This is a genomic window from Bradyrhizobium sp. P5_C11_2 (genome assembly GCF_054049755.1).
In genome coordinates, this window is record NZ_JBFULT010000472.1 from 1 (window position 1) to 5,954 (window position 5,954).

At 62.0% G+C, this 5,954-nt stretch carries 1 protein-coding gene; it reads left to right on the forward strand.

What is annotated here, in order from left to right:
• Nucleotides 1–212 precede the first annotated feature (212 nt).
• Nucleotides 213–5,954 (forward strand): beta strand repeat-containing protein (locus ACXJL8_RS31350; protein WP_456686181.1); only part of this gene is annotated, 5,742 nt, incomplete at its 3' end.

The following is a 5,954-nucleotide window of genomic DNA, read 5'->3' on the forward strand; positions in this document are numbered from 1 at the left end:
GGCGGGTAGTCCGCCAGTGCTGGCGACAACACCTTTCGTCGTTCGACCAGTTGTTGTGGTTCGCGTCGCAGCCAACGAAACATGGTGAGCTCTCCGGATGCTCCGGTGACATTAATAGTGTCGCCAAAGCAAAATCGCCAGACCTTGCCATCAAACGACGTACGCGCGGGCTCATATCGATAGCGATGTGAGCCGGCACCTGGGAGGCTCCTGTGTCGGATAACAATTTGCAGAAATTTCCTGCCTCCGTGACCGCGCCGATCACGCTTTATTGGACGGGAGCCGGGTGGTCGTCCGTTCTGAACAATCCGTATTTCGGCGGCACCGTCTGGCAGTTCTATCGATCACCCGTCACAGGGCTTGCCGGACCGGCCAATGGYATCGCCGCGGACCTCAGAAGTCTTGGCTTACGGTACAAAGTCTATAACTTCACCCCACAAGGTCTCGCGGCGAACGCTAGCGAGGTTCAGGCTGGAAGGATTCCTGCCGGAGCCACGCCGCGACAGATCACCGGCCATATAAGCGACTTCAACGGTGAAGCTCTGGAGGACGCCGCCGCAAGGATCGGTCGGTCGAGCAACACGCGTTACATTCGGAACCAGACATTCACTTCCTTCCCCGACGGGGGATGGTGGCCTGGAGCCCAGCCGCCCCAGCCTGCTGCCCAAGCTCCCTGGCCGAGCAACAGTGGCCGGCCCGTCACTGAGATCGATGCCATTCGTGAAAAACAATCGCGGTTGAATGGAACAAGGTTTTTCAACGATGAGCTGACTATCGCCAATAAATCCGGTGCGGTCAGGCAAGCCATTGTGGATTCCCGCTACATGGGAATCCCAACGTATGCGGCGCAGCAATACGGCTATGTCGGACCACTATCCACCGATGGCGCAAGTGTCCTGGTGTTGCGGTCGGAGCTTGCGGCGAGCAACCTTGCTTATGTCGGTGGCCAGCTCGTGCGCGTGGCGGGAGTCGGCCTTTTCGGGCTGGGGGTCGGCTACGACATCTATAACGGTATCCAGGCGTATAAGGCCGGCGGTACAGAGTTCGGCCTCTTTCTCGGTACGACCGGCGTCACCTACGGCGGTGTGATCGCGGGCGGCACTTATGCATGGATAGCCGGTGCAACGCTTCCGGAAATCGCAACGGCGGCTGCATGGGGAAGTCTGCCGGGCGCGGTCATTGGCGGCGCCGTCGCGAACTACCAAGTGTACCAGTACCTCTGGTGGAAGGACCCGCAGTTTGCTGCGCGTCTCATGTACGCTGTGGCCGGGGACATTAAAGCGGCAGCCGAAGTGGATGTGCCGGGCAGTGCTTCCTATGTGCCGCCGAAGGACTGGCTTCGCGAACCCTTTGCGCCGCTCAAAACAACCGCGACTAACCGTTGGCCGGGTCTTCCCAACGACGATCTGAATGACGCCTTCGCCGCAGGGGGTGGGGATCCAGCCTGGATCCCCGGCGGAATCCCGCCTTCGTTCAACCCCAATCTGCCTGCCGTTCCCTATACCGCTGAGACGCAGTGGCTTTCCTCGGCGACAGCACTCCCGAGCCCGTCTCAGCAGAGTTCGGGTGGTTCTTCGATTCCGCTCAATCTCTTCAGTTCGGATCTGGGGCAGTTGCAGCCTGTCCTCCAGGTCAATCCCGCGGCGTCGAATTTCCAATTGGTCAACGGCAACGGCCAACCGTGGGCGCAAAGCGCCAGTTCGCAGACCGCCACGACCGGTCAGGCGACTGACGGCAAGTGGACCTACACGAACAATGTCCATCTCTCCTATACGTTCAACATTTTCGGAGGAAACCAATCGGCGGCTGAACCGGCAGCGCAGGGCGAGCTGACGCCCTTCACGGCGGAGATCGCCATCACCAATGCAGCCGCCAATCTCTTCGGGCCTGCTGCCGCCCCGGATCTCACCAGTGCGAATTGGGCGAACTCGGCTGTCGTCTACGTCCTGACCGCTGCAAACCAGCCGTCTGCGGATCCATGGGCCAACGCGCCACAGGGGCCGACAGGCCAGATCGGCGACGGCAACGGCATTGGCAATTGGGCCGACCCGCAAGCCCTCAATCCCACTCTGGTAAATCCGGCGGCTGCAAATCCGTGGACCACTGCCGCGGCAGCTCAGTTGACGACCGTTACGGCGAACGAGGTCACTGGCCAATCCGAGGGCGATATCACCGGCAACCCGGGCATCACCAGCGGGAGCTGGACCAACAACTTCAGTCTGACCGCTGTTTCGAACTTGTATCTCGGAAATCAATCGCCGCCTCCCGATCCGTTCGCCGCGATCCAGGGGTCGGAAAAGCTGACGGCCTTTACGGCGGACTATGCCTTTGCGCAGGCTGCCGCCGATCTGTTTGGTCCGCCGGAGACCACCGGCTCGCTCGGTCCCACCATTGTCTATGTTTCCAATTCAAATTCCGGCAACCAGCCGCAGCCAGATCAGCAGGCCAGCGCGCCGCGGGGATCAACCGGCCGGAACGATGACCGCGACGACATTGGCAATTGGGCGAACGGGCAAGTTCTGTTTTACGGGATCGCAAGCCAGTCCTCGACGTCCAATCCATGGGTGCAGGGCCAGTTCACTCAGGCCGAGGTGGACGTTGGCCAGTCCGACCAGGGTCCGTTGAGCTTTAGTTCAACGAACAACGTCAGCGTCAGCTATGAGTCCAGCACGACGATCGGAAACCTGCCGTCGTTCGGCTCGCGGTCCGTCACCGTAACCCAGGACTCGAACTTCCAGATCGGCGACGGCAACGGAATCAGCAATTGGTATGGCGCCGCGCACGCGCCCAGCAGCTACGGACTCGACGATTCGCGACTGCCGAGCAACCAGGGCGGTCTTGGCGACTATGGTTACTTTGCCGACAACCCGCTGGAGCCATCGGCGGAGTCCGGCAACATGTCGTACAGCGGCGCCGACGGCAGGTCGGTCTCGGGTACCTCGGGCTGGTACAACGGCATCACGGATTATTTGGGCAACCGGCCGGCCTCGAGCTACTATCCGTCGTGGGCGCCGGCCGGTTGGAATCTGTGGGGCTCAACCCCGCCCTCCGATTATTTTCCGCGGCCCCCGAACTTCGATTCGTTTGATTCATTCGACAGCTCGTTCGATTCCTTCGATTCATTCGACAGCTTCGACTCGTTCGATTCATTTGATTCCTTTGGTGGCGACGGCGGCGGCGGGGATGGCGGCGGCGGTGGAGATGGGGGTGGTGATGGAGGCGACGGCGGCGGCGGTGGAGACGGCGGCGGCGGTGGCGGCGGCAGTCCGATCGTCCTTGACCTGACCGGCAACGGAATTGCGATCACCCAGCTGGGGTCATCGAACCATTATTTCGACATGACCGGCGACGGCCTGCAGCATGCCACGGCGTGGGCCGGGGCAGGCAATGGCGTGCTGGTGCTCGACGCCAACAACGACGGCGTCATCAACCAGGCTAACGAAATCGAATTCACATTGTGGGATCCGACTGCCGGCTCGGACATGCAGGCGTTGCTCGATGTGTTCGATACCAATCACGACGGCAAGCTCGATTCCGGCGATACTGACTGGAGCCTGTTCAAGGTTCTCGTGACCAATGCGGACGGCACCACGCAGCTCGAAACGCTGGCGCAATTGGGCATCGCCTCGATCGACCTGACCTCGAACCAGCAGAAGATCGTTCTGCCCGACGGTTCTGCGATCCAGGGTCAGACCACCTACACCAGGACCGACGGCACCACCGGCACCGCAGCCGACGTCACATTTGCGTATGATTCCAACGGCTATGTCGTCGCAACGACGACGACACACAACGCCGACGGTTCGACCACGATCGACAACAAGGCGTCCTACACCGACGGCAGCCTCGCCAGGGAGACCGTCTCGACCACCAGCGCCGATGGCAACACCGTCACCATTACGAAGGATACCAATGGCGACGGCGTGATCGACAGCCGGCAGACCGACGTCCGGGTCGCGAATGCCGACGGAAGCACTACGCTGACGGTCACGAATTTCGATGCCGCCGGCAGCCACGTTCTCAATCGCACGGTCACCAGCACCAGCGCCGACCGCAATACCGTCACCATCGATCGCGATTCGACCGGAAGCGGATTCTTCAACCAGATCGAGGTCGATGCCAAGGATGCGTCCGGCAACCTGACCGTGACGGTCACCGATTACAATCCGGATGGATCGCTCAGGGATCAGGGCGTCACCACGACCAGCGCCAGCGGCCTGTCGAAGACCACGACGGTCGATTCGAACGGCGACGGCGTCGTTGACGAGACTGACACCGATCTGACCGTCATCAACGGCGACGGCAGCAAGACCGAAACGGTGTCGATCTACAATACCGACGGGTCATTGCGTGGCAGCATGGCCACGCTGACCAGCGCCGATCATCTGACCAAGACCATCCAGACCGACAGCAACGGCGACGGGGTTGCCGATCTCGTGCAGGTCGCAGCGATCGTGCTGAATGCCAATGGCAGCATGACAACGACCCAGCAGGACTTCGCTGCCGATGGCTCGCTGCGCGACAAGGTCGTCACCACATTGAGTGCGGACGGCTTGTCCAGGACGACCCAGGTCGATCACGACGGCGATGGCCAGTTCGACCTGACCACGACCGATGTGACGGTTCATAGTGCCGACGGCAGCATCACCGAGACCGTGACTGACCGCAACGCCGATGGGTCGCTGCGCGATCAGTCGGTCACCATCCGGAGCCAGAATGGCCAGACCCGAACCGTCGCGGCCGACACCATTGGTGCGGGGAGCATCAATTATACCGAGGCCGTTACGGCCGCGGCGAACGGGTCGAGCGTCGACACGGCTTCGTGGTTCAACCGTGACGGGTCGCTGAATTCGCAGACCACCACCACCACCAGCGCCGACGGGCTGTCGAAGGTCGTCCAGAGCGACATTGACGGCGACGGAACGGTTGACGCAACGCAGAACAACGCCACTGTTGTCCATGCCGATCACAGTTCGACCGTCACCCGGACCGATCTGAGCGGCAACGGCACGGTGCTGGATCAGACCGTGGTTACGACCAGCGTTGACGGTTTGTCCAAGACAACCCAGGTCGATGCCACCGGCGACGGCGTATTCGATCTGACCGAGAGCGATGTCACCGTCCTCAATGCCGATGGCAGCCGCACCGAGACGGTCACCGACCGCAATGCCGACGGTACGCTGAGGTCCAAGACGGTGACCACCGTCAGTTCCGACCGTCAAAGCAAGACGACGCAGATCGACGCGACCGGTAACGGCACCTACAACGAGGTCCAGGTCCTGGTCCGTCATGCCGACGGCAGTACCACGTCGACAGTGTCCGACTTTGCGGCCAACGGCTCACTGAGGGACCGGACGGTCACCACCACCAGCGCCAACGGATTGTCGACGACGACGCGGTTGGATGTGACCGGGTCCGGCGTCTTCGACCTGACGGAAACCGACGTCACCATCCTGAATGCGAACGGCAGCCACACCAGGACCGTCACCGACACCAGCGCCAGCGGCGCCCTGATCGATCGCACCGTCACCTCCGTCAGCGCCAACGGGCTGTCGGTGACGACGCAGCAGGATACGACCGGCACAGGCAGCTTCGATCAGACGCGCACCGACGTCATCTCTCTCAATGCCGACGGCAGCCGGACCGAGACCGTCTCCGATGTCAGTGCCAACGGTACGCTCGAGGACCGCACGGTCACCACGACCAGTGCCGATGGGCTGTCGGTCACCATGCAGCAGGACGCGACGGGGGCGGGCACGTTCAACGTGACCCGGACCGGCGTCACGGTGCTCAATGCCGACGGCAGCCGGACCGAAACCGTGACCGACCGCAGTGCGGACGGCACGCTGCTCGCTCGGGAAATTGTCTCGGCGAGCGCAAACGGCCTGTCGAAGACGATTCAGCAGGACAATAGCGGCGACGGGGTGGTCGATCACACCGAGACCGATGTGGTC